We start from the raw sequence: 26,734 nt of genomic DNA on the forward strand, positions 1-26,734 counted from the left end.
CGGTAGCCGATCTCAAGAGGCGCGCAGCGCCTCTATGGGCCTCTGCGCAAGCGGGCGGGCGCTGGCGGCGAGGCCGGCGGCGGCGGCGAAGAGGCCGGCGAGGGCGATCGCCACGAGCGGCGGTACGACGTCGAGGTGGAACGCAATCTCCATCCCTTTTTCGAGCACGACGGCGGCGAGGATCGTTCCGGCGACGGCGCCGATGGTGCCGGCGAGGAGGCCGACGATCGCCGACTCGGTAGCGAAGAGCGCCGCGACCTGCAGCCGGGTCATGCCCAGCGCCTTGCCGAGGGCGGCCTCGCGCCCGCGCTGCGCGGCACCGGCCGCAACCGCCCCGGCGAGGATCGCGAGGCCGGCGAGCAACGTGAAGCCGCCGAGAAAACGCACACCCAGAGCGATGCGCTCGAGCACCGCGCCGACTTTCTCGAGCACCTCGCGGATCGCGAAGACGGTGACGTTCGGCGTCGTCGCGGCGAGGGCGTCCTGCAGGCGCTGCTCGCCTCCGGCCGGCAGCCGGACCGAGGCGATGCGCATCTGCGGCGCCCGGTCGAGCACGCCGGGCTCGACCACCCAGAAGAAGTTGATGCCGAAGCTCTCCCAGTGCACCTTGCGAAGGCTCGTCACGGTCAGCGATACGGGCACTCCCTGGACGTCGAAGACGACTTTGGAACCGATCCGGAGTCCCAGGTCGCGCGCGTACTCCTCCTCGACGCTCAACTCGTCCACGCCCGGCGTCCCCCAGAGCGTGCCTTCGAGCAGCGTATTGTCGGCCGGCAGCCGCTCGAGGAAGGTGAGACGCTGCTCGCGGGTGAGAGCCCAGCGCCCGCGCTGCCCGCGCTCTTCATCGCCGTCGTCGGCCGCCTTGGCGGCGTCCGCGCGCTTCTGCTCGCGGGCAGCGGCGAGGGCGGCGACGGGCTCGCCGTCGATCTCCGCGAGGCGCGCCATGACCAACGGCACGGAGTCGACCGAGGTGGCGCCCGCGCGGTCGATCTCGGCGCGCACTCCCGCCCATTGGTCGGGCTGGATGTCGATCAGGAAGGCGGTCGGCGCGTTCGTCGGGAGATCCCCCCGCAAACGGGTCGTGAGACCGGTTTCGACGGTGCGCATTCCGACCACGACCATCGCCCCCAGCCCGAGGGCCACGACGCTCGCGACGGTCGGTGCCCCTGGGCGGCCGAGCGCGGCGAGACCGTAGCGCAGCGGCAGCGGCAGAGCGAGGCGCGGCAGCCGGTGCACGAGGAGAATGAGCCCGCGCGCGCCCAGCGCCAGGACGAGGGCGGTGGCCGCGAGGCCGCCGGCGAAGGCCGCACCCAGGGCGAGAGACCGGGCCTGCACCGCGGCGACTGCGGTCAGCCCGGCGAGCAGGAGAACGCCGGTCGCCGCCAGCACCAGGCGTGACGGCGGCAAGGGCTCGACCTCGCGGCGGAGCACGCGGGCCGCGGGCACTGCGAGGGCAGCGAGCAGCGGTGGCAGCGCGAAGAGCAGCGCGATACCCAACCCCAGACCGAGGCCGCGCAGCGCGGCGAGCGGCTGGAACTCGATCTGCGGCAGCACCGGCAGGAGCGACCCCGCGAGGCTGGGCACGAGGCGCTCGAGTCCGAGTCCGAGGAGAACGCCAGCAAGGCTTCCGGCGGTCGCGAGCAGCACGGTCTGGCCGAGGTAGATCGCCAGGATCTCCAGCGGCCGCGCGCCCAGGGCCTTGAAGACCGCAATCGAATCGAGGCGGCTGGCGAGCCAGGCGCGGACGGTCTGCGCGACGCCGACGCCGCCCACCACCAGCGAGAGCAGGGCGACGAGCCCGAGGAAGCGCTCGGTCCGGTCGACGCCGCGGCGCATTTCGGGCTGGCCTTCGGCGGAGGTCTCGATGCGATAGAAGGCTGGGTCCCCCAGCGCGCTGCGCAACTCGGCGGCGTAGGTTTCGACCCCTGTGGCCGGCGTGCCCTCGGGCAGTTTCAGCAGCAGCCGGTGGGTGACCCGGCTGCCCAGGGCGACGAGGCCGGTCGAGCGCAGGCTTTCGCCGGAGAGAAAGAGGCGCGGCCCGAGAGTGAAGGCGTTGCCGAGCCGGTCGGGCTCGCCGAGCACCGTGCCGCGCAGTGTGAAGCGCTTGCCGCCGATCGCGATCGGGTCGCCGATCCGCAGGCCGAGCCGCGCCAGCGCCTCGGGCGCGATGACGACCCCGCCGTCGGCCAGGAGCTCCGAGAGTGGGCGTTCGGGAGAGAGGGTGAGCTTGCCGTAGAAAGGGAACTCGCCGTCCACCGCCTTGAGCTCGACGAGTTGGCTTCGGCCCGCGCCGGCACTGCCCGCGGGTGCCGCGGCGACGGTGACCATCTCGGTGATCCGGGTCGAACGCACCGCCCGCCAGGCCGGGCCGGCGGCCAGGAGCTCGTCCACTGCCGACGGCACAGGCTTCTGGCCGCGGACACGCAGGTCGGCGGCGAGCAGCTGTCGCGCTTCGCGCGCCAGGGTCGCGCGCAGGCTGGAGGAGAAGCCGGCGACCGCGACGACCGCGCCGACCCCGACGGCGAGGCAGAGGATGAAGAACGTCACCCGGCCGCGGGCGCCGCGCGCTTCGCGCCCGATCTGGCGGAGGAGGGTTCCGGCGGTCATTGAGACGAGCTCGGCGCTCTCATCCGAAGGTCATCCGGCGGTCAGCCGACACCGGCGGCGTCCGGCCGCGCGTCGATCCGCGGCTCGGGGCGCGACTCGACGCGCTCGACACGGCCGTCGCGCAGGTAGATCCGCCTGTCGGCGCGCTCGGCGATCGAGGCGTCGTGGGTCACCAGCACGAGTGTGGCGTGAACGTCGGCGCGCAGCTCGTCGAGCACATCGAGAATGCGGTCGCCGGTGGCGCCGTCGAGGTTGCCGGTCGGCTCGTCGGCGAACAGGATCTGCGGACGCGGCGCGAAGGCGCGAGCCAGGGCGACGCGCTGCTGCTCGCCGCCGGAAAGCTGGGCGGGATAGTGATGGCCGCGCTCGCCGAGGCCGACGCGATCGAGGAGGGCGCGCGCGCGGTCGAGCGGCCGCTTCTCGCCTCCGAGCTCGAGCGGCAGGAGGACGTTCTCGAGCGCCGTCATGTTCGACAGCAGCTGGAACGACTGGAAGACGAAGCCGATCTTGCGCCGCCGCAGGCGCGCGAGGGCGTCCTCGGAGAGATCCTGGATCGCCGCGCCGTCGATCCAGACTTCGCCGCTCGTCGGCCGGTCGAGGCCGGCGGCGAGACCGAGGAGCGTCGACTTCCCGCTGCCGGAGGGCCCCAGGATGGCGACGAATTCGCCCGGCGCGACCGCGAGGTCGATGGCGTCCAGGATGGTCAGCAGCCGGTCGCCCGAGGGCAGCCGCTTGGTCAGTTGGCGGAGCTCGATCGCCGGCGGCATCGGGCTGGTGGGTGTCGTTGGGGTCATGTCCTGGCAACGGAGCAGGTTAGCATGTGGGTGTGGAGACTCCTCCCCTCATGACTACGACGGCGCGGCGCGAAAAGATCTTTCTGGACGAGAAGCTGGGAGCCGGCAGGAACGACCCGGAGACCGGTCGAAGGAGTGGAGGGTTCGGACGCCATCGCCGGCTCGTGCGAGTGGCGCTGGGGTTGGGGTGGCTCGCGCTCGCCTCCGGGGTGAGCGGCTGCCGGAACGAGGCCGGGTCCGCTCCGGAGCCCTCCCCGGTGCCGGCGGCGAGCGTCACGGCGGCGCCGGCGCCGGTCGCTGCGGATGCCGCCGGTCCGACGGTGGTCTTTCTCGGCGACAGTCTGACGGCGGGGCTGGGACTCGGTGAGGAGGCAGCCTACCCGGCGCTCGTGGGGAAGCTCCTCGCGGAGCGCGGCCGGCCGGTGCGGATCGTCAACGCAGGAGTCTCGGGGGACACGAGCGCCGGTGGTCTCGCCCGCCTCGACTGGCTGCTGTCGCTGCAACCGGATTTTCTCGTGGTCGCGCTCGGTGCCAACGACGGACTGCGCGGCCAGCCGGTGGCATCGATCGAGGCCAACCTGCGGGAGATCGTGCGCCGGGGGAGCGCCGCCGGGGCGCAGGTGGTGCTCGCCGGCATGAAAATGCCGCCCAACTACGGCCCGGAGTACACGCGCGACTTCGAAGCCGTCTATACGCGCCTGGCGCGCGAGCTCGACTTGCCGTTCCTCCCTTTCCTGCTCGAGGGCGTCGCGGCCGATCCGCAGCTCAATCAGGAGGACGGCATCCACCCCACGGCCGAGGGGCAGCGCAGGATCTCGCTGCTCGTCGCCGAGCTTCTGCAGCCACTCGTCGAAAGCCCGTCAGGAGCCGCGACGGCCCCCTGAGTCCGCGCACGGTGCCGGCCGCGCGTCGGGTCGAACGTCCCGTCCGCTGCTAGTCTGCGCCGGCATGAGGCCGCTTCCCGAGATCGTCCTGCTCTTCTCGCCGCACCTCTATGCGGCGGCGCTCGTCCTGCTGGCGTTCGCCGCCGGAAGCGCAGTCGCGGCGCGCTTTATCGACCACGGTGCGGAGGACGGCGCCGTTGCCTCGCGCGACCAGGGCGCCTGGGCACTCTCGCTGGCGCTCGCGCTGCCCCTCGGGCTGGGTCTGCTTGGACAGGTGCTCTTCCTCTGCGGCCTCGCCGGCCGGTTCGGCGTGGGCGCGCTAGCCGTCGTCGCCGGGCTGGCGCTCGCGGTCGGGTGGCGGGGCCGGGTCTGGGAGTGGGTGGGAGCGCGCGGACGTCTGGCGGGTAGCCGTCTGGCGGGCAGTCCGGCGTCGCGTGGGCCGGGCCTGCGAACGCTCGCCGTCCTGGGCGCGATCGCCTTTGCCGGGCCGGCCTGGCTGGCGCTCTACCCGCCTGTCGCGTGGGACGACACGATCTATCACCTGCCGCTCGCCCGGAGTCTGGTCGAGCACGGCGGGTATCTGCCCGTCGAGAACCTGCGGGTGCCGGTCTTCCCCTTGCTCGCGGAGACGATCTTCGCGCCGGCGATCCTCCTGGGTCGCGCCTCGACCGCGCACGGCGTCTCGCTCGTCGCGACCCTTGCCACCGCGATTCTCCTGGTGGCCTGGGGGCGCGACCGGTTGAGCGGTCCGGGCCGCTCCGCCGCAGTGGCGGCCTGGGCCCTCGCGCCGGCTGCGGTCTGGATCGGACAGCCGATCGTCGTTCTTTACGCCGGCTCGGCCTACATCGAGCCGCTCCTCACCCTGTTCGCGACCGCGTCGATCGTCGCCTTCGACTCCTGGCGACGCGAACGCCGGTTCGCCTGGCTGCTCGCGGCCGGCGCATTCGCCGGCTGGGCGGCAGCGACGAAGTACCTGGCTCTCTATCTGGTCGCCGCGCTCTTCGTCGCAGCCGCCTGCGAGGCCGGACGCGGCCTCCGGTTCCGCGCCCTCGCCGGTTTCGCTGGCGCCGCCGCGCTCGCCGGTGCGCCCTGGTACCTTCTCATCTGGGGCCTCACCGGGAATCCTCTCTTCCCTTTTCTCGCGAGCCTCTTCGGTGGCGGCGCCTGGAGTGGAGCGGAGGCGGTCTCCTACAGCCGTGTCGATTCCGGGTGGGTCCGGCAGGCGGCGGACGTCGTTCGCCTCGGATGGGACCTGGTGGTCGAGCGTTCGCGCGTCAACCTGCAGCCGCCGGCGTCGCCGCTCGTCATCGCTGCGATTCCGCTGCTGCTCTACCTCGGATGGCGCCGGAGGTGGGCGCGCGTCTGGGTGGCGATTCTGGCCGGGTTCGTCCTCGTGTTCCTCGCGCTGCCGCGGGATGCGCGCTACCTCATGCCCTACTCGCCGCTGCTCTCTCTGCTGCTCGTCGTAGCGCTCCGCGATCTGGCGCGATTCGCGGGCCGACGCCTGCCGCGTTCAAGGTCCTGGCGCAGCGTCGCGGCCGGCGCCCTCGTCGGGCTTGGACTCGCGACCGGACCCGCCTATGCCGTCTGGCGCACCTGGATCTCGGGGCCACCGCCCGTCGCGGCGACGGCGATCGACGCCTTCCTGGCGCAACGGGTGCCGCTCTATCGGGCGCTTCTCTTCCGGCGCGAGCAGGGGCTGGAAGTGGTCCCGGTCTATGCCCTCCACGGCGAGCGGCTGCACGATTTCGCCGGCGCGGCGCTCCTCGGAGACTGGATCGGCCCGTACCGCTTCCAGCTCGTTCTGCCGCTGCTCGAACGCCCCGAGGCGCTCGCGGGAAAGCTGCGCGAGCTCGGCGCGCGCCAGCTCCTGCTGCCGCTTGCCCAGGTGGCGCCTCAAGCCGTCGCGGGACTCGTCGCCTCGCCGCGATTTCGCGAGCTCTATCGCGACGCCGAGAGCGTGTTGTTCGCCCTGGATTAGCCCGCGAGGGTTTCGAGGAGGGTGCGAGCGACCGCCACGGGCGAGAAGCGCGCGCGACCCTGGCGTGCGATCTCGCTGGCGTCGCGGTGTCCGGCGTCCCATTCTGCGAGCTCGGCGGCGAGCGCACCGGCCAGCGCCTTCGGGCTGCGGCTCGCGGCGAGAGTGCCGAATCTCCCGCCGTCGATCATCCCCTCGAGATTGGGCATCGGCACGGAGATCAGCGTCGTGCCGAGCGCCAGCGCTTCGGTCGCGACGTGCGGGCCGGTCTCCCAGCGCGAGGAGAAGAGCGCAGCGCGGCTCTGCGCCAGAGTCTCGGCGACTACGTGGGGTTCCTGGATCCCGGCGAGGCGCAACCGTGGCTCCCGGCGGGCGAGCTCGCCGAAAGCGCGCTCTGGTTCGGCGCCGAAAAGGACGACCTCGGTCGTCTCTCGGCGCAGGAAGAACCGGGCCAGTGCGGCGGCGAGCAGGGACGCGTCCTTCTGCGGATCGCTCCAGCGGCCGATGGCGACGACCCGGTCGGCCCTGGCTGCGTTCTCCGCCAGTGGCCGGGTGCAGAACGACTCCGGGACTGCGAACGGCGCCTCGCGCAAGCGCTCCGCGAGGTCGCCGGCCCGCTGCTGGCGCAGGAAACGGCTGAAGCAGACGATCGCCGGCGCGCTGCCCAGCACGACGCGGTCCGAGGCGCGGGTGCTGGCGAGGAAGTCGAGCTCTTCCGGATCTCGGCGCGCCGCGCTGGCGGCGAAGCGGCGGCAGAAATACCGCAGGGCACGCAGGCGACCGGAGAGCGTCGTTTGATAGGCGCCGATGCGCAACCAGGAGATGCGCGGATGGGCCGCGAACCCGACCTGGCCGTCGGAGTCGGCGATCGCCACGACTTGCGTTCCGGCTGCTCGAATCGCCGCGAGCATGCCGGACATGCGGTGCCAGGTCACACCAACGGCGACGTCGGCGGCAAGCTCGCGCCAGGTTTCGACCCGTTCCAGCTCCGCGCGGGCGGCGACGAGGTGGGTACGGCCGGCGAAGCTCCCCACCAGGTCCCGCGCGGTCACCAGCACGGCGTCGTGCCCGAGGGCCTCCCAGCCCGCCTGGTAGTTCTCGTGGCGGAAGGAGATGCGATCGAGCGCGACGGGGCCGTTCCAGACGAGAGCGATCTTCATGCGGTTGGCGATACGGGAGGCGGCCGGCAGGTCAGCCGGGCGATCGCCTGGAAAGGTCTTCGTCGCGCTTCGCCGCCTGCCACTGCTCTTCCATCTCGTCGAGCGAGGCTTCGGCGACGCTCCTGCCGACGCGGGCGAGGCCGGCTTCGACCGCCGCGAAGCGCCGCCGGAACTTGAGGTTGGCGGCGGCGAGCGCCCCCTCCGGGTCGATCTCGAGATGCCGGGCGAGGTTGGCGACAGTGAAGAGGAGGTCTCCCACCTCCTCGGTCCGCCGCTGCTTGAGGGTTGCCGCGTCGGTCCTCTCCACGCCCTCGGGCGTCGACAGGAGCTCCTTGAGCTCGACGATCTCCTCGTCGAGCTTGGTGACGACCTCGCCCGCCTCGCGCCAGTCGAACCCGACTCCGGCGGCTTTCTGCGTCAGGCGATAGGCGGCGACGAGCGCGGGCAGCGACGCGGCGGTGGCGCCGTCGAGGAGCGAGCGGCGTTCGCCTTGCAGGCTACGCACCTTGCGGCGCTCCCAGGCCTCGCGCACCTCCCTGGCCGAAGCCAGGGACTCGCCGCCGAAGACGTGCGGGTGGCGGGCGATCATCTTGGCCTCGACGGCGTCGAGCGCCGTGCCGAGGCGGAATCCTCCGGCCTCTTCGACGAGCCGGGCGATGAAGACGATCTGGAAGAGCAGGTCACCGAGCTCGCCGGCGAGCTCGGCGGGATCGCCGCTGTCGAGCGCCGCTGCGACTTCATGCGCCTCTTCGAGCAGATAGGCCCGCAAATCGGGTAGGGTCTGTTCCCGATCCCAGGGGCAGCCGTCGGGGGCGCGCAGGCGCGCGACCAGGGCGGTCAAGCGGGCGAGGTCCGTCGGCGAGAGGGGGGCGGTTACGTCGATTGAGGTCGGATCTGACATCGTAGGGGCAGGGGCGCCGCCGCCGAGCGTCCCCGCAGAAGAGCTGCCGGTTGCCGATGCGAAAGCGCGCTTGCTAGCATAGTCGAAAAGAAATCACTGCCCGTGGGCGACATCAAGGTCACAGATCGGCGCATGTTCACTCCCGACGGGCGAGTGCGGGAGGACTACGCCGCGCAGGACGAGACCTCGTCGGAGGCAACAGCCCCGACGCCCGTTCCACCCGAGCCGCCCGTTCCGCTCGGTCCGGAGACGCCGGAGCCCACCGTCGCGCTCGAGTCGCCGTCCGAGCCCGCGGCCTCTGGCGCTCGCCTCGAGCTCCCGGGCAGTCCCGCCGGGCTCGGTCCGGGCTTCCTCGACCTCGTCGAGTTGCTGGCCCAGCCGGTGCCTTTCTACCTCGGCGACGCGGCGCTGCCCGACGGCCAGTCGGTGGAGAACCTGGAAATGGCGCGGCTCCACATCGACATGCTCGACGTGCTGCGCCAACGCACGGCCGGCAACCTCACAGCCGACGAGCTGGCAGTGCTCGAGGATCTGCTCTATCAACTGCGGATGCGCTATGTCCAGAAGCGCGGCTGAGGTCGGCGGGCGGTCACTCCGTCGCCGGCACGGGTACCTCCTCGGAATTCTCCTGTCGCTCGCCGCGATCGCGCCGCCGGTTGCGGGCCAGGGCGCCGGCCCGACGGCCGGTTTCGAGCTTACCCGTGGCACCCAGCATGCGCTGCATCGACTGCAGGAGTCCTGGCTCCAGTGGGTCGGCAGCTTCTACCAGGACAATCCGGCAAAGGCCGACGAAGCCCTGCGCGCGCTCGACGCCAGCGCCCGGCAGGTCGGTATGACGCGGCTGGTGGATTTTTCGCTCGGCGCCGCGGCGCTGGGTCTGCAATCGGGCCGGGAGGGCCGGTTCGACCGCGCGCAGTGGGCGCTCGCGGCGGCGGAGAGGCTCGATCCGAAGCGCCCCGAGATCGCCTTCGCCCGGGCTGCGCTGGCCGAGGAGCAGGGCTCCTACCTGACTGCGGCCAGGCAGACGGCCGCCGGTTTCGTCCGCCTGCTGAGCTCGACGGAACGCGGCCTCTTTCTCGCCAACCTCACCTTCTGGCTACTCGCCGTCCTGCTCCTCGCCGCGGCGCTCTTCGTGCTCGTCCAGGTGGCGACGAAAGGCAGCGCGGTGGTCGCTGACCTGCATCGGACCCTGCTGCGCAAGATGGCCCCGGCAAGCGCCGTGCTGTGCGTGGGGCTCGCGCTGCTCTGGCCGCTCGCGCTGCCGGGGGGGCCGCTCTGGCTGTTGCTCTACTGGTCGGCACTGCTCTGGGGCTACGAGAGTCCCAGTGAACGGTGGGCGACTGTGGTTGTCTGGCTCCTCGCCGGATGCGTGCCGTGGATCGCGGCCATCGAGCAGCAACGCATCGCCGTCGCGCTCTCTCCGCCGATGCGGGCCCTCGCCAATCTCTCCGAAGGACGGCTCTACGGCGGCCTGTTCGCCGATCTGCAGGTCCTGCGGGCAGCGATCGGCGGCGAACCGGCGGTCCTCGAACTGGTCGCGGACGTGAATCGGACCCTCGGCCAGTGGGACGAAGCCCGGGTGATCTACCGCAAGGTGCTGGAGCTCGAGCCGCAGAACGTCTCGGTGCTGCTCAATCTCGGCGCCTACCACTTCCGCAAGGCGGACTTCGCGATCGCCAACGAGTACTTCCTGCGTGCGGCGAGCCTGGTCCCGCCGGCAGCCGGGGCGTTCTACGACCTGTCGCTCTCGTACTCCGAGACCTACCAGTTCGAGGAGTCGCGCAAGGCGCTCGCCCAGGCCAAGGAGATCGATGCGGAGCTCGTGGACCGCTGGGTGCGGACGCCGAATCCCGACCGCGTGCTGGCGTTCAACGGGGGCCTGGCGCGCCGGGACGAAATCCGTCGGCTGCTCGTCGACGCCTGGGCAGATGCCCCGGCGGGTGGCTCCACGGCCTCTCGCCGGGACGCCGGCTGGGCCTCCCTGGCGGGCGCCGGCCTCGCTGCTGCCCTGGGTGTGGCGCTCTACTTCGTGCGTCGCAAGAGAGGGTTCGGCCAACCCAGTTCCTGGCTGGCCTGGCGCTCGGATCCGTTTTCGCGCTGGCTGCGCGCCTTCTTTCCGGCGCTCTCGCAGGCGGAGCTGGGGGAAGGCGGCAAGGTCGGGCTGAGCGTCCTCGTCTTCTCGCTGGTGGCGATGCTGCCGCTCCTCCTGTCGCTCGGTGTCGTGCTGCCGCTCGGCAGCAGCCTCGCGGCTGCGCTGCCTTGGGCGCTCTTCGCCCTGGGACTCCTGCTCTACGTCGGGTTCCGCTTGCGCAGCGAGCTCGGAGAGAGAGAGTAGCGGGTCCCGCCATGGCGCTCGAAGGTGACCTCCAGGTCTTCCGGCTGCCGGACATCCTGCAGCTGATCGCACAGCAGCAAAAGACCGGCATTCTGACCGTCCAGGGGGAGCACGACATCCTGGCCGTCTCGTTCCTGCGCGGCGAGATCGTCGCCGCCGACGCGCTCAACCAGAATTTCGAGGAGGGCCTGGGGGAGGTGCTGGCCAGTCAGGGCCTCGTCCGCCCGGAGGATTTCGCGCGCGTCTCGGAGGGTCACAAAGTGTCCGGACAGCGGCTGGCCGACTACCTCGTCGATCAGTCGATCCTGTCGCGGCAGCAGCTGCTCGGAGCCCTGCGCCACCAGACGTACCGCTTGCTGTTGCAGGTCCTGCGTTGGCGCGAAGGCGAGTTCAAGTTCTATTCCGGTGAAGAGGTCTCGTTCGAAGAGGGCGTTCAGCCGATCTCGATCGAAGAGCTGCTCATGCGGTCGATCGGCGACCTGTTGGGTGAGGGAACTCTCTCCGGTACCCTGCCGCACGGCTTCGTCGCCTACGAGCGCCTTCCTTCCGCTCGCGCTCTTCGCCTCCTCGGTCGCGATGGCGACCTCCCGGGGACCTCTCCGGATGAGGTCTGGATCAGCGCCGACGACGAGAGGGTGCTCGGCCTCCTGGACGGCCGGGCGACCGCCGCCGAGGTCGCGCAATCCAGCGGCCTGGGCGAGTACAAGACGCTCTATAGCCTCTTCCGCCTCCTCCAGGCCGGACTCGTCCGGCCCCGCTCGGCGACCCCTCCGGGAGGGCAGCCCGGGGTCGAACCGGAGCCGGAGGAGCCGGCACCGGCACCGGCGCCGCTGCCGCCGCGCCGACGGGCCGCTGCCATCGAGAAGATCGAGCTGCCGGTCGAGTCCGCCAGCTCCTCCAGCGGAGCGCGGGTCGGCCGTCTCCTTGGGGTCGCCTGTGCGGGTGGCCTGGCAGCTCTCCTCTTCCTGGCGACGGCCTACTCCGTCCACCTGCTCTTCTCCTTTCCCTGGCTGCGCGGTGAGCGCCTCGCCTTCGAACGCCAGGTGAGGGTCTCCCAGGCGCTGCGGATCGATCGCGCGGCGCGCACTTACTTCCTCCTGGAAGGCGAGTACCCTCCCCGGCTCGAGGAGCTCGTCGAGCGACGGCTCCTGCCGCGGCGGGCCCTGACGGGTTCCTTCGGCGACGGCCTGGGCTACGAGGTGGATGCGATCTCCTACACCCTCCGGCCGCGCGCCGGGGCCTCCGGCGAGAGCCCGAGGATCGTGACCGAGACCATCTCGGGCGATTTCGCAGTCGATCCCGAGTTCTTCCGCGGCTTGCGGGAGGAAGAGGGGATTCCGCTCGTCCTGCTCGACTGATTCCACCTTCGGCCTCTCTTCGTTCCGCATCGGAACGAGAGTCGGGAATAAATCTAAGCGCCAGATTGTCAACAATGGTAGAAGCAGGGTTGACTCCCTGCGACTTAGATTTAGAATCGACGGACGACAGGGAGGAGTTACATGAGCAAGATCATCGGAATCGACCTTGGCACCACGAACAGCGTGGTCGCCATCATGGAGGGTGGCGAGGCCAAGGTCCTCGCCAACGCCGAGGGCAGTCGCACCACGCCGTCGGTGGTCGGCTTCACCAAGAGCGGCGAGCGCCTGGTTGGCCAGGTCGCCAAGCGGCAGTCGGTGACCAATCCGCGCAACACTGTCTTCTCGATCAAGCGATTCATGGGCCGGCACTTCAACGAGGTCGGCGAAGAGCTGAAGATGGTCCCGTACAAGGTGGAAAGCGCCGAAAACGGCGATTGCCGGGTTTCGATCGACGGCAAGCTCTTTTCGCCGCCGGAGATCTCGGCGATGATCCTCGGCAAGCTCAAGCAGGCGGCCGAGGACTACCTCGGCGAGAAGGTCACCGAGGCGGTGATCACCGTGCCGGCCTACTTCAACGACGCGCAGCGCCAGGCCACGAAGGACGCCGGCAAGATCGCCGGCCTCGACGTCAAGCGCCTGGTCAACGAGCCGACGGCGGCTGCGCTCGCCTACGGCCTCGACAAGAAGAAGGACCAGACCATCGCGGTCTACGACTTCGGCGGCGGCACCTTCGACATCTCGATCCTCGAGGTCGGCGACGGCGTGGTCGAAGTGAAGGCCACCAACGGTGACACCCACCTGGGCGGCGACAACATCGACCAGCGGGTCATCGAGTGGCTGCTCGAGGAGTTCAAGAAGCAGGAGGGGATCGACCTCGGCAAGGATCCGATGGCGATGCAGCGCCTGCGTGAGGCGGCGGAGAAGGCGAAGATCGAGCTCTCTTCGGCGATGGAGACCGAGGTCAACCTGCCGTTCATCACCGCCGACCAGAACGGCCCGAAGCATCTCAACCTCAAGCTGACCCGCGCCAAGCTCGAACAACTGGTCGAGGCGATCATCCGACGTTCGGCCGGCCCCTGCCGGCAGGCCCTCAAGGACTCGGGCCTCGACATCGGTGACATCCATGAGGTCGTGCTGGTCGGCGGCCAGACCCGCATGCCCGCGATCCAGGCGCTGGTCAAGGAGGTCTTCGGGCGGGAACCCTCGAAGGGCGTCAATCCGGACGAAGTGGTCGCGGTCGGCGCGGCCGTCCAGGGCGGCGTGCTGCGAGGCGACGTCAAGGACATGCTGCTGCTCGACGTCACGCCGCTTTCGCTCGGCATCGAGACGCTGGGCGGGGTCTTCACCCGGCTGATCGAGCGCAACACGACGATTCCGACCAGGAAGAGCGAAGTCTTCTCGACGGCGTCGGACAGTCAGACCCAGGTCGAGGTGCACGTTCTGCAGGGCGAGCGCGAGATGGCGGCCGGCAACCGGACGCTGGGGCGCTTCAATCTGGTCGGCATCCCGCCGGCGCCGCGCGGCGTGCCGCAGGTCGAGGTCACCTTCGACATCGACGCCAACGGCATCGTCAACGTCTCGGCCAAGGATCGCGGCACCGGCAAGGAGCAGAAGATCACCATCACGGCCTCGTCCGGCCTGGCGGAGGACGAGATCAAGAAGATGGTCTACGACGCCGAGGCCCACGCCGGCGAGGACAAGCAGCGCCGCAAGGCGGTCGAGGCGAGGAACCGGATCGACGGCCTCATCTACTCGACGGAGAAGAACCTCGCAGAGCACAAGGAGAAGCTCTCGGCCGGTGAGTTGGGCGAGCTCGAGTCGGCCCTCGCGGAGGCGAAGAAGGCCATGGAGAGCGAGGACGGCACGGTGATCGAAGCGGCCGAGCAGCGGCTCACCCAGGCGTCGCACAAGCTGGCGGAAGCGATGTACAAGAACGCCGGAACGCCCGGCGGGGCGGAAGGGGCGGCCGGCGGCGCCGCCGGGGCGCCGGGCGGTGCCGGCGCGGGCAACGAAGACGTGATCGATGCCGAAGTGGTCGACGCCGAAACGAAGTCCAACTGAAGCCGGTTCGGGCCGGGGCGGGCTCGCGCCCGCTCCGGCCCGTGGAGTCTTCGCGATGCCGCGCAAGAAGCCTTCCGACTCGCCGCGCTACGTCATGATCTCGGTGGTCGCCGAGCAGTACGGAATTCACCCTCAGACCTTGAGGCTCTACGAGCGCGAAGGGCTGATCGTGCCCGCACGGAGCGCCGGCAACACCCGGCTCTATGACCAGCGGGCGATCGAGCGTCTGGAGGCGATTCTCACCCTCACCCGCGACCTCGGCGTGAATCTCGCCGGGGTCGAGGTCATCCTCAACCTCCGCGACCAGCTGACCACGCTCGAAGCCGAGATGTCCCGGGTCGCCGCCGAGCTGCGTCGCGAGCTCCGCTCGCGGCCACCCGAGATCGACCGTGCCCGGGCCCTCGTCCCCGCCGCGCCTCGCGCCCTGGTGCGGCGGTAGCGGCTCCATCGCCCCCCGCGTGCTGCAGCGGACCCGCACCGTGGTGTGCCCGGCGGGAGATGGAGCGCGGGGCCGCCACGCTGTTACGATCTCCGGGTGGCGGATCCGATAGCGAAACCCGACTGTCCGCAATGTGAGGGGAGAGGATGGCTGGTCGCCGCCGATGGTGGCGCCGGCACGGCTCGCCCCTGCCCCTGCCGCAAAGAGATGCTCATTCCCCGGTTGCTCGAGACCTCCGGCATTCCGCCGCGCTACAAGGACTGCACTCTCGGGGGGTTCAAGCTGACCGGCCACTCGACATCGACGGTCCTGCCGCTGCACGAGGCGAAAGAGCGCTGCACCCGGTATGTCCACGAATTCCTGAACGCCGACGGGACCTTCCGGCAGACCGGACTTCTGCTGGTCGGGCCGCCGGGAACGGGAAAGACCCATCTGGCGGCGGCGATCCTCGGGGCCCTGATCCGCAAGTACAGCGTGCGCGGACGCTTCGTCGACTTCTCGTCGCTGATCAGCCAGATCCAGTCCACCTTCGACCCCTCCTCGCCGGAGTCCAAGCACGATGTCCTCGATCCCGTGATGAATGCGGAGCTCCTCGTGATCGACGAGCTGGGCGCGCAGAATCCGACGCCGTTCGTGAAGGACACCCTCTATCTCGTCCTCAACCATCGCTATACCCACCGGCTGCCAACGATCTTCACCAGCAATTTTCGCCTCCAGCTCGCCCAGAATTCGAACCTGGGCAGCCGGGATCTGCTCGAGGAGCGATTGACCGCGCCCCTGCTGTCGCGCCTCTTCGAGATGGCCGAGGTGATCGCGCTCGACGCGGATGACTATCGCCGGGCGCCGGGTGCGAAACCGGGTCGCGCCGAAGCGGGTCGCGCGTGACACCGACGCGACTCCCGGCGCTCGACGCGCTGGCCCGCGGGTTCGTCAACGTGCGCGCGAATCGCGAGCTGATCGTCGTCCAGCTCGCGGCCGGGCTGCTTCTCGCGGCGTCGATCGTCGTGCCGTTCCTGCTGCTCTTCGCCCGGCTCGGCATTCCGCTCCAGCTCGTCTCGGCGGGGGACCCCGACGCTCTCGCCAAGGCCTTCGCAGCGATCGACCTCACCCGGCTCGCGCCCATGCTCGGCATCGGATTGCTGCTCATGCTGGTCGTCGGCACGCTGGTGTTCATCCTCTACTGCTGGTTCCAGGCCGGGACGCTCGCGGTTCTGCTGGCGGGAGAGGCCCAGGCGCCGCTCGCCCGGAGCGCTCCTGCGGCCGTCTTCCGGACCTTCTCCTGGGCCGGTTTCGTCGGCTGGGCGAGCCGCCACGGTATGCGCATCTTCTGGATCAACAATCTCTTTCTGATCTTCCTGACCCTGCTGCTGTTCGCCTTGGCCCTGCCGTTCCTGCTCGGAGCGTGGCTCTCGGAGGGCACGTTCTCGGCGGTCGGCTGCGCCGTCGGCTGCGGCCTCGCACTGCCGCTCGGCTTCGTCGCGGCGGTGCTTCTGCTCGCCATGATGGTGGCGCAGATCTGCGCGGTCGAAGAAGGGGCCACCGTCTGGCGCGCGACCCGTCGAGCCTTCGCCATCACCGGCAACCGGCTGGGCGGGCTCCTGCTGCTCTACCTCCTGCTCATCGTCGGTTCGATTGCCGTCACCACCTTCTTCGGTGGCCTGGGGCTCATCCTCAATCTGGCGCTCGCTCGACTCGAACTGTTGCAGAACGTGCTGGCCGCCGTGCTCGGCCTCGTCGAGTTCATTACGAGCGTCGGGTTGACGCTCGTAATGACGGCGGCGATCGTCGCCCTGGTGCGCTCCGAGATGCGGATGGAGTCGGCCGCACCGCGAACCGGCGCGTGAAACGGCAACTGCGCCCGGGCGCCGTCGGACTTGCCCTGCTCGCCGCGATGGTGGCGCTCCTCGCAGGCGGCTCCTGCGCGCGCGCCGGCAAGCGAGCCGAGCTTCCCCCGGTCGCGCCGGCAGCGAACGACGCCGTTGGCGCAGCGGCGGCCGGAGCGGAGGCGGCCAGTGACTCGGCCGTCCCGGTGCCGCCCCTGCCAGAACCCGCCGCTCCCGCGCCGGCTCCCGCGCCTGCGAAACCGACCGCCGCGCTGACCCGGCCGCTCTCCGGTTGGGTGCGGATCGGCCTGGCGACCGACCTCGAAACCCTGACGCTGCCCTGCTGCGAGGGCGAGCTCTCGGTGGATGTCGGCGGCAACCGGCTCGACGTCGCCTCGCCGATGCGGATTCGCCCCGCGGCGACCAGCGTCGGCGGCTCCTTTTTCCGCGTGCAGATCGCCGCGCTCAAGGACGAGCTGCAGGCGAAAGAGCTCGCCCGCCGCCTCGGAAAGCTCGCCGCCGAGCCCGCCGACGCGCGCTTCGATGCCCAGGCCGGAATCTACCGCGTGCGCCTCGGCCGCTATGCCGACCGGGCGGCGGCGGAAGAGGCGGGCCGCCGTCTGGTGCGCTTCGGGGTGGACCGGTCATGGATCGTCTCCGAAGGGGGGGAGTTGGCCGAGGCGGCGCTCGAGCTCGCCCATCGGGGCAAGAGCTACCGCGTCGAGGGCCGCCGTTTCGTCCTCGAGGCGCCCTCGGACTCCGGTGTGCGCTGGGAAGGCCGGCGCTATCGCGGGCGGCTGGAGGTCTACTTGAACGACCGCGGGCGCCTGAACCTGGTGAACGAGCTGCCGATCGAGCAGTACCTGCGCGGTGTCGTGCCGCGGGAGCTCGGCCCCGGCGCCTACCCGGAGCTCGAAGCGCTCAAGGCCCAGTCGATCGCGGCCCGCAGCTATACGCTGCGCAACCTCGGAGAGTTCGCCGACGAGGGCTACGACCTCTGCGGCACGCCGCGTTGCCAGGTGTACGGTGGCATGGACGACGAGCACCCGCTTTCCGACCGTGCGATCCGGGAGACTGCGGGCGAGATCCTCGCCTACGCTGGACAGCCCATCGATGCGCTCTACAGTGCGACCTGCGGCGGCCATACCGAGAACGTCGAAGTCATCTTCCCGCTCAAGCGCGCCCCTTACCTGCGCGGCGTGCCGTGCATCGAAGCCGGCGAGGTGAGGTTGCGCTCGACCTCTCGGGGCGGGCCGTCGCTGGCGTTGCCGCGGGTGATTCTCGAGCGCGTGCTGCCGGGGCTGCCGGCCGAGCTCGCGAGTGCGCCGGAGCTCGAACGGGGTCTCGTGCGGCTGGCCGACGCCGCTGGCCTCGCGACGCCGGTGGATCGGCTCGCGGCGCTCGACCGGCGCGAGGTGCAGCGGTTTCTGGGCTCGATGTTCGATCTCGCGGCCGACGCGCGCCTCTTCGTGCGTGCCGAGGAGCTCGGCTATCTGGTCGCGAACCCGCCGCCCGGCTGGAACGCCGAGGACCGGCGTCTCGCCGCCTATCTGGTCAAGAGCGGGTTGCTCGCCGCACCGCCAGCTGCGGATGCCACGTCGGCGAGGGCGGTGGTGACGCCGCGCGAGGCGGAGGAGCTGCTCGTGCATCTCGCACTTTTCCTGCGCCTCGTCGAACGGCGCGAGGCGAGCTTCTCGAAAGTGGCCGAAAGCAGCGGCGTCGTCGGACGCGGCGAGCTGGTGGCACGCGACAACGGCGCCGAGCTCCATCTGGCGATCCCTGCCGATCTCGCGACGTTCCGCACCGAGGCAGGAGCGATGCGGCCGGGCGACCTGGTGCTGGAGGCCGGCGACACCCTGCACCTCTATCTCGTCGGCGGCGGGCTCGTCGCCGTGGAACAAGAGGTGGATGCGCGCGGCACGAGCTTCGACCGCACCCACAACCTCTCGAGCTGGACGCGCTTCCGCAGCGACAGCGACCTCAGGGCGTCGGTGGCGAGCCGTCTGCCCGGCTTCGAGTTCCGCAGCTTCGACGTGCTGCTGCGCGGCGTCTCCGGGCGCGTCGGCAAGATCCGGCTCATGGGCAGGGATGCGGAGACGGTCGAGGTCGAGGGTCTCGCCGTGCGCTGGACGCTCGACGTGCCCGACACTCTGTTCACCGCACGGCGGCTCACGCCGGAGAAGGGGGTGCCGGGTTGGCAGTTTTCGGGGCGCGGCTGGGGCCACGGCGTCGGTCTCTGCCAGGTCGGCTCTTACGGCATGGCGCGGCGGGGCCATGACTATCGCGCCATCCTCGGCCACTACTATGGCGGCGCGATGTTGCAGAAGATCGCCTACGCGGCGCCGGCGCTCGCCGCGCAGCCGCGCATCGTTCCGGTCGTTGCGGTCGTTTCGGTCGTTTCGGACCATCCGCTCGTTCCGCTCGACCCGCCGCCGATTGCCGCTCCGGAAGCGGCGCGGTAGCATCGCAGGGCAGCTCAGGAGCCGAAATGGACTTTGCCCTCACCGAAGAACAGCGCGCCATTCGTGACATGGCGCGAAAATTCGCCCTTGCCGAGGTCGATCCGATCGTCGACGAGATCGACGAAGCGCAACGCTTCCCGATCGAGGTGATGCGCAGGGCCGCCGACCTGGGCTTTCTCGGCATCATCTTCCCGGAGGAGTACGGCGGCGCCGGCCTCGGCTACCTCGAGTACGTCCTGGTCGTGACCGAGCTCTCCAAAGTCGATCCGTCGGTCGGCATCAGCATCGCCGCCCACAACTCGCTCGGCACCAACCACATCTACAAGTTCGGCAGCCCCGAGCAGCGGGAGCGCTGGGTCAAGCCGCTCGCTACCGGTCAGAAGATCGCCGCCTGGGCCCTGACCGAACCCGGCTCGGGCTCCGACGCGGCGGGTCTCCGCACGTCGGCCCGCAAAGTGGACGGCGGCTGGATCCTGAATGGCTCGAAGGCGTTCTGCACCCATGGCACGGTGGGCGAGATCGCGGTGGTGCTGGCGATCTCCGACCCCGAGGGACGCAAGGGGCGCAACGTCTCGGCTTTCGTCCTCGAGAAGGGGATGCCAGGCTTCCGCGCCGGCAAGAAGGAGAACAAGCTCGGCATTCGCGCTTCCGACACCGCGGAGCTCGTGCTCGAAGAGTGCTTCGTCCCCGACTCCCATCTCCTCGGAAAGCCGGGCGAGGGATTTCGCCAGGCGCTCGCGGTACTCGACGGCGGCCGCATCTCGATCGCGGCGCTCGGCCTGGGAACGGCGATCGGCGCCTACGAAACGGCGCTTGCCTATTCCAAGCAGCGTGAACAGTTCGGCCAGCCGATCGCCGAGTTTCAGGCGATCCGCTTCGCGCTCGCCGAGATGGCGACGCGCATCGCTGCCGCCGAAGCGCTGACGTTCGCCGCCGCTACCGAGATGGACAACACCGGCAAAGTGACTCTCAAGGCTTCCGAGGCCAAGCTGATGACCGGCGAGGCGGCCGTCTTCTGCAGCGAGCGCGGCGTTCAGATTCACGGTGGCTACGGCTTCATCAAGGACTACCGCGCCGAGAAGTACTACCGCGACGCCAAGATCTGCACGATCGGCGAAGGCACCAGCGAAGTGCAGCGGCTGGTGATCGCCCGCGAGCTCCTTCAGGCATGAGCCGGGAGCCGTTCCGGGACCTCTCGGCCGAGGGTCTCGAGGATCTTCTCGCCCGGCTGGGTCGGCGCGAGACGCGCGCCGTCGCGCGGGCGATCTCGATCGTCGAGCGTGGAGGTCGCGGGCAGGCGGAGCTCCTCGGACGGGTCTACGCGGCGACCGGAAGGGCCCGGGTAGTCGGTATCACCGGCCCGCCGGGCGCCGGCAAGAGCACTCTCGTCGATCGCCTGGCGCAGGAGTGCCGGCGGCGCGGCGAGACGGTCGGCATCCTCTGTGTCGATCCGACCTCGCCGTTCACCGGCGGGGCGCTGCTCGGCGACCGGATCCGCATGCAGGGTCTGGCGACCGACCCGGGAGTCTTCATCCGCTCGATGGCGACGCGCGGCGCCATGGGAGGCCTGGCGCGGGCGACGCGCGATGCCGCCGATCTTCTCGACGCCGCAGGGTTCGACTGGGTGATCATCGAGACAGTCGGGGTGGGCCAGGACGAGATCGACGTGGTGTCGAGCGTGGATACGGTCCTGGTCGTCGCGGTGCCCGGACTGGGTGACGACATCCAGGCGATCAAGGCGGGGATCCTCGAGATCGCCGACATCTTCGTGCTCAACAAGGCCGACCGCGACGGTGCCGACCGGGTCGCGCACGACCTCGAGATGATGCTCTCGCTGGGGCATCACGGACATGCCGGGCACCGCGGCTTCCACGACGCCGACCCGCATGGTCACCATGGGCTGCAGGAGGGCGATGAAGACGACGCAGCCGAGGCGCAGCCAGCAAGATACTGGATGCCGCCGATCCTGCGCACCGTCGCGAGCCGCGGCGAAGGCATCGCCCCCCTCCTCGCCGCCATCGAGCGCCACCGTTCCCATCTCGCGGAGTCGGGGGAGCTTGCGACGCGCCGGCGCGGCCAGCTGAAGCTCCGGGTGGCGACGATCCTCAAGGAGCGCGTGCTCGCTGCCGCTCGCCAGCATGCCGGCTTCGAACTCGCCATCGAACGCGGCCACGCTCTGCGTATCGATCCCTATGCGCTTTCGGCGGAGCTCTTCTCGGGAGTGCTCAAGGCCGAAGCGGCGCGTTCGGACTTCGGGGGGAGTGAATGATCCAGCGTATCGACCACATCGGCATCGCGGTGGTCTCGATCGCCGCGGCGCGCGTCTTCTACGAGGCGATGGGCCTCGTGGTGGAGGCGATCGAGGAGGTTCCGCAGGAGGGCGTGCGCGTCGCCATGATTCGCTGCGGCGAGTCGAAGATCGAGCTCCTCGAAGCGACTTCGCCCGACTCGGCGATCGCCCGCTTCCTCGAAAAGCGCGGCCCCGGCATCCACCACCTCTGCTTTGCCTCGGACGACCTCCAGCGCGACGACCGGATGCTGCGCGACGCCGGAGTGCTCCTCCTCCGGCCGGAGCCGACTCAGGGTGCCGGCGGCTGCTGGGTGCAGTTCGTCCACCCGAAGAGCGCCGGCGGTGTTCTGGTCGAGCTCTCGCAAGGGGAGCACGCGTGACCATCCGGCGCGGCGCCCTCGTGCTCGTGCATCTGGTGAATCCGACGGAAAAGTTCTGGGGGGCGCTCGACCGGCTGGAGACCGTGGGAGTGACGTTCCGCGGCATCAGCCTCGACAGCTTCGAGGAGTGGGTGACCGAGCTCGCCCGCCGCGAACCCGGGGGTCTCGGTCTGGCGACGATGTTCGTGCCGCTCTTCCGGGTCGAGAGGATCTTCCTCGACGAGGAGGTCGGGGAGGTGGAGAGCTACCGCCGCCGCTTCGAACGCCGGGTTGGCGAGGGCGTCGAGAGCTTCGTGGCCTTGACGGGGGCGGAATCCGGCGATCCTTCGGACCCCTCCGGATCCGCCCGTCCGTTCTAGAACACGACGTTCTGGACGAAGTAGGTCGGCAGGTCGACGCGCCCCGAGATGATCTCCGCAGCCTGCGCAGGCGTCAGCTGGAAACGGCCGCCGCGGCCGCCGGCAGGCCCGTCGCAGATCACTTCGAAGCCATCCACCCGGCCGGGGAACTTCTCGCGCGCACCGATCATCGCGCCGGCGCTCGCCCGGAGAGCATTGAAGACCTGAGTTTCCGAGGAGGTCTGGAAAACCAGACGCGGATTGCGTGCCGTCTCGCCCTGCTGGACTTCGAGGCTGGTGATGCCTCGTCCGAAGATGAATGTGCGGATCTCGGTGGACAGCGGCTCGTCACGCAGTGGCGCCTGGCCGGCGTTGTTGCGCGGCTCGCGCTCGGCCGCGCGACTGCCGGGCGTGGCGTCGAGAGCCACGGCGCCGGCGTCCTGCGATCCCTGGGCGGCGGCGCGCTGCTCGAGGAGGTCCTTGAGCGTCGACTTTCCGGGCGGCGGCGCGGTGTTCTTCTCGAGGCCGGTCGCCTTGCCGTTCTCGATCACGATCGCATTGCCCAGGTCGGTCCGGTTGGCGGCCTCGGTCTTGACGAAGTCGATCTCCGCGAACGGCAACACCGTCTCGGTGCCGGAGGGCAACTGGAGGATCGCCTTGTCCCCTTTCACGACGTACTTCTTCTTGGTGATGATGGTCGAGCCGTCCTTGAGGTGGACGGTATAGGCGGCGAGAGTTCCAGCCGAAAGAAGCCCCAGAACGGCGAGCAGCGCGAGCCGGAGCAGGAGACTGCCTGCCGGCCGGCGTGGGGGGAGCAGTCTTCGCATGCGCGTCCTTTCCTTGACCATGAGAACGATAGTATAAGGGCTTCGGACGGCCACCGCGGCCGGCCCGGCCAGGTTCGCCGACGCGTGTTTCTCCAGGAGGTTCCGTCCCGCCCATGACCCCCATTCGCCCCGCCCTGCTCGTGCTCGAAGACGGCTCGGTCCATGAAGGGCGCGCCGTCGCCCGCGGCACGCGTTTTGGAGAGGTGGTCTTCAACACCGCCATGAGCGGTTACCAGGAGGTCCTTACCGACCCCTCCTATCGCGGGCAGATCGTCGTCATGACGCAGCCGCACATCGGCAACTACGGCATGAACCCAGGAAACGCCGAGTCGGAGCGCATCTGGGTGGAAGGCTTCATCGCCCGCCAGTTCACCGCTGTGCCCTCGAACTTCGCCAGCGAAGGCGGGCTGGTCGCCGACCTGCAGAAGAGCGGCGTTCCGGCGCTCGACGGCATCGACACCCGGGCGCTGGTCCGCAAGCTCCGCGAGCGCGGCGCCCTGCGCGGCGTCCTGACGACCGAACGCAGCGACGTCGCGGCACTCGTCGCAGAGGTGCGGGAGTTCCCGGTCATGACCGGTCGCGCCCTGGTCGACGAGGTCACCTGCAGCGCGGCCTACGAGCTCCCGGTCGATGCCGGGGTCGAGGAGCTCTGCCATCTCGCGGTCCTCGACTTCGGGATCAAGCGCAACATCCTGCGCTCGCTCTCCGCGCGTGGCGCCCGGCTCACCGTGCTGCCGGCGCGCACCCCGGCGGCCGACGTCCTTGCCCTCGACGTCGACGGCATCGTGCTCTCGAACGGGCCGGGCGATCCGGAGCCGCTCGTGGACGTCATCGCCGCGGTGCGCGAGCTCGCCGACTCCGGCCTCCCGACTTTCGGTATCTGCCTCGGGCATCAGCTGCTCGGGCTCGCGATGGGCGGCCGGACGTTCAAGCTCAAGTTCGGCCACCACGGCGGCAATCAACCCGTGGTCGACCTCGCCACGCGCGCGGTCACCATCACCAGCCAGAACCACGGCTTCGCGGTCGACCCGGACTCGCTTCCCCGGGGCTGCGTCGCGACCGAGATCAACCTGAACGACGGCACGGTGGAGGCGTTCGCGGTCACCGGACGGCCGATCCTCTCGGTGCAGTACCACCCCGAGGCAGCCCCCGGTCCGCACGACGCCAGCCCGCTCTTCGGCCGCTTCCTCGATCTCGTGGCGGCCAGGGCGCACGGCGCCCGTACCGCTCGGGTGTGACCGCCTCGCCGAGGCCGCCCGCGGACCTCCCGACGCCGCTCTCGGGCTCCCTGCTTTACGCTCTCGCCCTGCGCTTCCTGCGCGGGAGGGGGAGCCGGCTGCTGTCGTCGACGGCGATGGCGGCGCTCGCCGCTTCGACGCTGGGCGTCACCGCCATGGGCGTGGCGATGGCGCTGATGACCGGCTACCGCGGCGATCTGCAGAAGAAGCTCGTGGGAGGCAACGCCGCCGTCCTGGTCTATCCGCCGCTCGAGCTCGAACGCAGCGATCGCGGCCTCCGCCTGGCGGAGGAGATCCGCCAACTTCCCGAAGTGACCCGGGTCGACCGCGTGGCCTACGTACAGGGGGTGATGGCGACCGGCCGGCAGGAAGCCGAAGTGACGCTGCGCGGCGCCGCGCCGGGCGCCGGGCTCCTGCAGGCGACCGCGGCCGAGCTCGCGGCAGACGCCGACGGCATCCCCGGAGTCGTCCTCGGAGTCGATCTCGCGCACGACCTCGGCGCCGCCCCCGGAGATCGTCTGCGGCTCGTCGTGGTCGCGATGGGGGAGGGCGCGCCGAAGTTCGTCTATCGCACGCTGCGCTTCGCCGGCACCTTCTCGACCGGATTCTCGGAGTTCGACCGCGAATGGGCGGTGGCTGCGCGCGAGACGGTGGCGGCGCTCGCACCGGAGGGGATGGAGAGCCTGGAGGTGAGCGTCGGCGACCTGGATCGCGCGCCGGCGGTGGCCGAGGCGATCCGGGCGCAGGCGCCTGAGGGCACGCTGGTGACCGACTGGAAGGAGCTCAACCGTGAGCTCTTCTCGGCTCTTGCGCTGCAAAAGGCGGCGCTCTTTCTGCTCCTCGGGCTGATCGTCCTGGTCTCGACCTTCAACGTGGCGTCGAGCCTGGTGGTGCTGGTGCGCGAGCGCCGGAGGGACCTCGGTGTCCTCGCCGCCCTCGGCCTCGCGCCGCAGCGCATGCGCTGGGTTTTCCTGCTCTACGGCGGCGCACTGGGGGCGACCGGCACGCTCGCCGGGCTGCTCCTCGCGGGGGCGATCTCCTGGGTGATGAACAGGTTCGAGCTCATCTCGTTCGGCCCGGAGATCGCCTCGATCTACTTCCTGCGCGCCGTGCCGTTCGAGTTGACCCTCGCCGACGCCGGCTGGATCGGCCTGTTCACCCTCGGCATCACCCTGGTCTCGTGCTGGCTCCCCTCGCGCCGCGCCCTCACCCTCGACCCCTCCGCCGCTCTGCGCTACGAGTAGCGCGCGAGGCGGCTGCCTGCCGCAAGCCAGTCGGAAACCCGGAGCACGGGCAGGGACGAGTGACGGGGGGGCCTTGTGGGCCCCCCCGGCTCGGTTGGATCGCGCGACTCGCAGCGAGCGCGGAGTGGGAGGACTGCGACGAACGGAACGCTTCGTTCCGTCGGCGGGGACCCTTGAACCCGGAGCGGACGCCCCCGGTAGCTCCCCGGCGGGAAGAGCGGCCCGAAGGCCGCGCTCTTTGCTACATAGAGTCATACGCAACAGGTGGCGTTTGGGTTTGAGGGGGTGGAAAGATGTGGAGAATTTCACGCGGTGAAGCCATCTGCAGCCCTGCTCTTGCCGGAGAGAAATGTGAGAGATAGGCGCCAGCCGCTTTTTGGCTGGCCGTCTTTCGAAGGCTCCTTGGCTGCGAGGATGCCATTTGCGACGTGGAGAGGTGATCCTCTCTGCCTCACGCATCTGGGGGGGCCGAATCGAAGGAAACCAGGAGCCGCGGTGGCGGCGAAGTCGTCCTTGTGACTTCGGAAATCGACCTCGAGCGCGAAGGTCTGTATGGCAGGCGTACCTTAGGCCAAGGGAGGCCTGAGGAGGCCACCCGGTTGCGGAGCGCTTGCAGTTCCCTGCGGGAGTTCTAGCCGCTTCTGGCAGCAAATCGCACCGGGAGGGCTGGGGGGAAGGCCCCTTCGGGGAACTCGACCTCTCGCACCCCGGAGCGGAACAGCTGCGATGCGTGCCGGTAGGCGGCGAAAAAGCTGAAGTAGGCCCGGCGAAGGGCTCGCCGCACCTCCGGCGCGACGGCATGAACGAGCGGTGCCGGGGCTTTCTTGATCGGGTCCGGCTCGTGATGCGGGTCCTGGCGGCAGATCGCCTCGCAACCGAGCGGCGGAATGCCCGTCTCTTCTTCGCGCTGTCGCCCGTCGGCCTCGATCTCCTCGATCATTTCCTGGATGCGAGCGCGATAGACCTGAGGCTCCAGCTTCTCCCAGCAGGGCAGCGGAGCGAGCGTGAGCTGCTCGCGCTCGATGGAGGCTTCCGGATCCAGGGGCTGGCTCTTGCGCCGCGACTTGGATTCAAGGCTCCGGTTTCTCCAGAAACCGGAGACGGTCTTGCCTTCGGCGAGGGCCCGGGCGCAGTGGGCTCCGGGCCAGTCGTAGGGCGAGGCGACGAGCCCCTCCTTGACGCCTTGTGCCAGGAGATAGGAGAGCCGGCTCACCTGGGCCGATTCCTCGCTGGAAACTTGAATCGCCTGGTATCTGCGCCCCCAGAACTTCTCGCGCCAGCGCGCCAGGCGGCCGGCCTCGCGGGCGAGGTTGGAGTTGAAGTAGTTCATGAAGGAGGCGAGCTGCTGGACGTCGGCGACACTCACGAGGAGGTGGTAGTGGTTGGAGAGGAAGGCGTAGGCGTGCACCGCCACTCCAAAGAGGCGCGCGGCGCGGGCGAGTATGCCGAGCGTGATTTCGATAAGGAGGGCCGAAGGTCGCAGGAGCAGGCGACCCTGGACCGTCCGGCAGGTGAGCTCGAACAGCGCCCCTCCGGGGGGTACGTAGCGCAGTCTTCTTGCCATGCAGGTAAGGACGGAAGAAGGCCCGGCTATCTGACAGGAGGGCGAAGATCA

The 26,734-nt window shown here is 70.0% G+C and carries 22 protein-coding genes; 16 read left to right on the forward strand and 6 right to left on the reverse strand.

Annotated features, from left to right (window positions below; genetic code table 11):
- Positions 1 to 12 precede the first annotated feature (12 nt).
- The gene (locus KBI44_03745; protein MBP9143574.1) at positions 13 to 2,607 is read right to left on the reverse strand and encodes an ABC transporter permease; all 2,595 of its coding nucleotides are present in this window, start codon (positions 2,605 to 2,607) and stop codon (positions 13 to 15) included.
- Positions 2,608 to 2,648: 41 nt separating this feature from the next.
- Positions 2,649 to 3,374, reverse strand: a complete 726-nt coding sequence (locus KBI44_03750) for an ABC transporter ATP-binding protein (protein MBP9143575.1) — start codon at positions 3,372 to 3,374, stop codon at positions 2,649 to 2,651.
- Between the two features lie 77 nt (positions 3,375 to 3,451).
- On the opposite strand from KBI44_03750, the gene KBI44_03755 reads away from it, so the two are divergent.
- Positions 3,452 to 4,285 (forward strand): arylesterase, encoded by an 834-nt coding sequence (locus tag KBI44_03755; protein MBP9143576.1) that lies wholly within the window; start codon positions 3,452 to 3,454, stop codon positions 4,283 to 4,285.
- A gap of 64 nt (positions 4,286 to 4,349) precedes the next feature.
- Positions 4,350 to 6,266: a hypothetical protein gene (locus KBI44_03760; protein ID MBP9143577.1), complete on the forward strand. Its 1,917-nt coding sequence runs from the start codon at positions 4,350 to 4,352 to the stop codon at positions 6,264 to 6,266.
- Here the strand turns inward: KBI44_03760 and KBI44_03765 are convergent.
- Both KBI44_03765 and mazG read right to left on the reverse strand, forming a co-directional pair.
- Entirely contained in the window at positions 6,263 to 7,423 is a 1,161-nt protein-coding gene (locus KBI44_03765; GenBank protein MBP9143578.1) for a glycosyltransferase, read from the reverse strand. The genes KBI44_03760 and KBI44_03765 overlap by 4 nt on opposite strands.
- Before the next feature lie 31 nt (positions 7,424 to 7,454).
- Positions 7,455 to 8,324 carry a nucleoside triphosphate pyrophosphohydrolase gene (gene mazG, locus KBI44_03770; protein MBP9143579.1) on the reverse strand — a complete coding sequence of 290 codons (870 nt, stop codon included), beginning with the start codon at positions 8,322 to 8,324 and terminating at the stop codon, positions 7,455 to 7,457.
- A 132-nt stretch (positions 8,325 to 8,456) separates the two neighbouring features.
- Between mazG and KBI44_03775 the strand changes: the two genes are divergently transcribed.
- From KBI44_03775 to KBI44_03830, 12 genes are all read left to right on the forward strand, one after another.
- Positions 8,457 to 8,900 (forward strand): DUF1844 domain-containing protein, encoded by a 444-nt coding sequence (locus KBI44_03775; protein MBP9143580.1) that lies wholly within the window; start codon positions 8,457 to 8,459, stop codon positions 8,898 to 8,900.
- On the forward strand, positions 8,881 to 10,659 hold the full coding sequence (locus tag KBI44_03780) for a tetratricopeptide repeat protein (GenBank protein MBP9143581.1): 1,779 nt from the start codon (positions 8,881 to 8,883) through the stop codon (positions 10,657 to 10,659). The genes KBI44_03775 and KBI44_03780 overlap by 20 nt, the downstream gene beginning before the upstream one ends.
- 11 nt (positions 10,660 to 10,670) lie before the next feature.
- Entirely contained in the window at positions 10,671 to 12,017 is a 1,347-nt protein-coding gene (locus KBI44_03785; GenBank protein ID MBP9143582.1) for a DUF4388 domain-containing protein, read from the forward strand.
- 141 nt (positions 12,018 to 12,158) lie between these two features.
- A complete protein-coding gene (dnaK, locus tag KBI44_03790; protein ID MBP9143583.1) occupies positions 12,159 to 14,078 on the forward strand; it encodes a molecular chaperone DnaK in 1,920 nt (639 codons plus the stop codon).
- 94 nt (positions 14,079 to 14,172) lie between these two features.
- Positions 14,173 to 14,517 carry a MerR family transcriptional regulator gene (locus tag KBI44_03795; protein MBP9143584.1) on the forward strand — a complete coding sequence of 115 codons (345 nt, stop codon included), beginning with the start codon at positions 14,173 to 14,175 and terminating at the stop codon, positions 14,515 to 14,517.
- 96 nt (positions 14,518 to 14,613) lie between these two features.
- Positions 14,614 to 15,402 (forward strand): ATP-binding protein, encoded by a 789-nt coding sequence (locus tag KBI44_03800; protein MBP9143585.1) that lies wholly within the window; start codon positions 14,614 to 14,616, stop codon positions 15,400 to 15,402.
- Positions 15,399 to 16,361, forward strand: coding sequence for a hypothetical protein (locus KBI44_03805; GenBank protein MBP9143586.1), 963 nt, complete (start codon positions 15,399 to 15,401; stop codon positions 16,359 to 16,361). The genes KBI44_03800 and KBI44_03805 overlap by 4 nt, the downstream gene beginning before the upstream one ends.
- The gene (locus KBI44_03810) at positions 16,358 to 18,802 is read left to right on the forward strand and encodes a SpoIID/LytB domain-containing protein (protein MBP9143587.1); all 2,445 of its coding nucleotides are present in this window, start codon (positions 16,358 to 16,360) and stop codon (positions 18,800 to 18,802) included. The genes KBI44_03805 and KBI44_03810 overlap by 4 nt, the downstream gene beginning before the upstream one ends.
- 26 nt (positions 18,803 to 18,828) lie before the next feature.
- A complete protein-coding gene (locus tag KBI44_03815; protein MBP9143588.1) occupies positions 18,829 to 19,974 on the forward strand; it encodes an acyl-CoA dehydrogenase family protein in 1,146 nt (381 codons plus the stop codon).
- Positions 19,971 to 21,071: a methylmalonyl Co-A mutase-associated GTPase MeaB gene (gene meaB / locus KBI44_03820; GenBank protein MBP9143589.1), complete on the forward strand. Its 1,101-nt coding sequence runs from the start codon at positions 19,971 to 19,973 to the stop codon at positions 21,069 to 21,071. Before KBI44_03815 ends, meaB begins: the two co-directional genes overlap by 4 nt.
- Entirely contained in the window at positions 21,068 to 21,472 is a 405-nt protein-coding gene (gene mce, locus KBI44_03825) for a methylmalonyl-CoA epimerase (protein MBP9143590.1), read from the forward strand. The genes meaB and mce overlap by 4 nt, the downstream gene beginning before the upstream one ends.
- A complete protein-coding gene (locus KBI44_03830; protein ID MBP9143591.1) occupies positions 21,469 to 21,831 on the forward strand; it encodes a hypothetical protein in 363 nt (120 codons plus the stop codon). Before mce ends, KBI44_03830 begins: the two co-directional genes overlap by 4 nt.
- Here the strand turns inward: KBI44_03830 and KBI44_03835 are convergent.
- The gene (locus tag KBI44_03835) at positions 21,828 to 22,637 is read right to left on the reverse strand and encodes a hypothetical protein (protein ID MBP9143592.1); all 810 of its coding nucleotides are present in this window, start codon (positions 22,635 to 22,637) and stop codon (positions 21,828 to 21,830) included. The genes KBI44_03830 and KBI44_03835 overlap by 4 nt on opposite strands.
- A gap of 113 nt (positions 22,638 to 22,750) precedes the next feature.
- Here KBI44_03835 and carA point away from each other — a divergent pair, with 113 nt between their 5' ends.
- Together carA and KBI44_03845 are read left to right on the forward strand one after the other, a co-directional pair.
- The gene (carA, locus tag KBI44_03840; protein MBP9143593.1) at positions 22,751 to 23,875 is read left to right on the forward strand and encodes a glutamine-hydrolyzing carbamoyl-phosphate synthase small subunit; all 1,125 of its coding nucleotides are present in this window, start codon (positions 22,751 to 22,753) and stop codon (positions 23,873 to 23,875) included.
- The gene (locus KBI44_03845; protein MBP9143594.1) at positions 23,872 to 25,119 is read left to right on the forward strand and encodes an ABC transporter permease; all 1,248 of its coding nucleotides are present in this window, start codon (positions 23,872 to 23,874) and stop codon (positions 25,117 to 25,119) included. The genes carA and KBI44_03845 overlap by 4 nt, the downstream gene beginning before the upstream one ends.
- A gap of 631 nt (positions 25,120 to 25,750) precedes the next feature.
- Here KBI44_03845 and KBI44_03850 read toward each other — a convergent pair.
- A complete protein-coding gene (locus KBI44_03850; GenBank protein MBP9143595.1) occupies positions 25,751 to 26,683 on the reverse strand; it encodes a transposase in 933 nt (310 codons plus the stop codon).
- Between the last annotated feature and the right edge of the window lie 51 nt (positions 26,684 to 26,734).

The sequence above is a fragment of the Thermoanaerobaculia bacterium genome (assembly GCA_018057705.1).
Taxonomy (GTDB): Bacteria; Acidobacteriota; Thermoanaerobaculia; order Multivoradales; family JAGPDF01; genus JAGPDF01.